The sequence below is a fragment of the Roseateles sp. P5_B10 genome, from assembly GCF_056400485.1.
Map to the genome: position 1 here is coordinate 1 of NZ_JBFULE010000953.1, position 1,834 is coordinate 1,834.

Genomic DNA, 1,834 nt, shown 5'->3' on the forward strand with positions numbered 1-1,834 from the left:
GTTGCGAGATACCCCTTGGACGTCGTGGAAGTCGACCATACGCCGCTGAACTGGGTGGTGATCTGCGATCGCACCGGCCTGCCGCTGGGGCGGCCGCTGCTTACCGTGATGATCGACGCCTACTCGGGCTACCTGCTCGGCTTCTACGTCAGCTTTTACGGCGCCGGCCTCAGCAGCGTCAGCGGCGTCCTGAGGTGTGCACTCAGCTTCAAGGCGGACATGGTCGCCGGCCTGAACCTGGAGCACGACTGGATCGCGGAGGGCATCCCCGACACGGTGAAGCTCGACAACGGGTTGGAGTTCCACTCGCCTGTCTTTCAGCGCATGGGCTGGGAACTGGGCAGCAGCTTCACGTACTGCCGCGTTCGCACACCCTGGCTCAAGCCCCATGTCGAACGCTTCTTCGCGTCGCTCGACACGTTGACCTTGACCCGTGGTCGCGTGCACAAGCGGGTGGCCAACATCGTCAACATCGACCCGAACAAAGATGCTGCAATCATGTTCACGGCGTTCGTTCAGGGCTTGGTGAGGTATGCGGTCGACTTCCACCCGTTCCAAGTCAACGAACGCAAGCTCGCTCGGCCCTATGACCTGATGCAGGACGGTCTGCTGAGTGTTCCGCCGGCGCGCTTTCCCCACGACATGGAGCGCCTGCGCATGGTGTCGGCGCTGTCCAAGCAGTTGATGGTCCACCAGGGCGGCGTTGATCTTCACGGGCTGCCATTCGGTGGTGCCGAAATGCTGCCGATGCGCCAAGCCCACGGCAAGAAGTTCAGGACGTGGGTGAAATGGGACCCGGACGACATGTCCCAACTCTGGGTGCAGGACCCGCGCAGTCAGCAATGGGTGACCAGCCCGTGCCGGTTGGGCGAATACGCGAACGGGCTTAGCTGGAACCAGCATCTGCTGATTCAGAAGTTCGCCCGCGAGGAGCTCAAGAGCAAGGGCGCCTATGAATACCTCGAACGCGCGCGCCTCCAGTTGCACTACCACTGGCAGGAGTCCGTGAGCTGGAAGACCAGCGCCGACCAAAAGCTGGCCGCGCGCTTCTGCGGTGCTACTTCTGCCCGCGTGCTGGGCGCAACCACCGCGGCCGCACCACCCACCGCGGCCCTAATCAAACCGCCCGCCGAGCCGATTAGCAAGCAGCAGGTCAAGGCTTTCTCGTTCGTCGAATCCGACGAATTTCAGACTATCGACTTCTAAACACCATGAGCGACTTCGACATTCTTGATTCCGGCGACGCTGCCGACGAAGAGGCTCGGYAGATCGCCGAGCGCCGCATGTTCATGTACTCGACGCAGGCGCTGTTGGCCGCCGACGAGGTGGACCGGAAATACGTGCTGTTTCCCGATCTGCATGGGGTCCTGGCGGCCCTGGATCGGGCCTACCAGTTGTCTCTGCGGACCACCCGGCCGCAGGGCATCGTCGTGTCCGGCCCACCGGGCTCGTCCAAGACCAGCATCTCCGAGTATTTCCGCAAAAGTCTGCCCACGGCAACGGACATCATCGAAGGCTACGGTGCGCTCAGCATTCGGCTTCGAGCGAACCCCTGCGCCGGCGGCATCGTGTCACTGCTGCTGAGGGCGGTGCAACATCCCTTCACTGCGGTGCGCAAAGGCCGCTTTGACAGCATGCGTGACATCGCCTTCGATGCTCTGCGGCAGCAGGGAACTCGCATGATCTTCGTCGACCACGCTCATGTGCTCGAGAAGTCGATCCGCAAGTCCAAGGCTGAAAAGCAGGGCGAGACGCCGGCCTCGGAAGTGCTTCGCGACCTCATGGACGAGACGGGCATCGCACTGGTCTTTCTCGCCAGCAACAGCTTCGGAGG

Annotated in this window: 2 protein-coding genes; both read left to right on the forward strand. The window is 62.5% G+C overall.

Going from position 1 to position 1,834, the window contains the following annotated elements:
• A partial coding sequence (locus tag AC1DU6_RS29665) for an integrase catalytic domain-containing protein (protein ID WP_477861595.1) occupies positions 1-1,206 on the forward strand: 1,206 nt, incomplete at its 5' end.
• Positions 1,207-1,211: 5 nt separating this feature from the next.
• A partial coding sequence (locus tag AC1DU6_RS29670) for a TniB family NTP-binding protein (protein WP_477861597.1) occupies positions 1,212-1,834 on the forward strand: 623 nt, incomplete at its 3' end.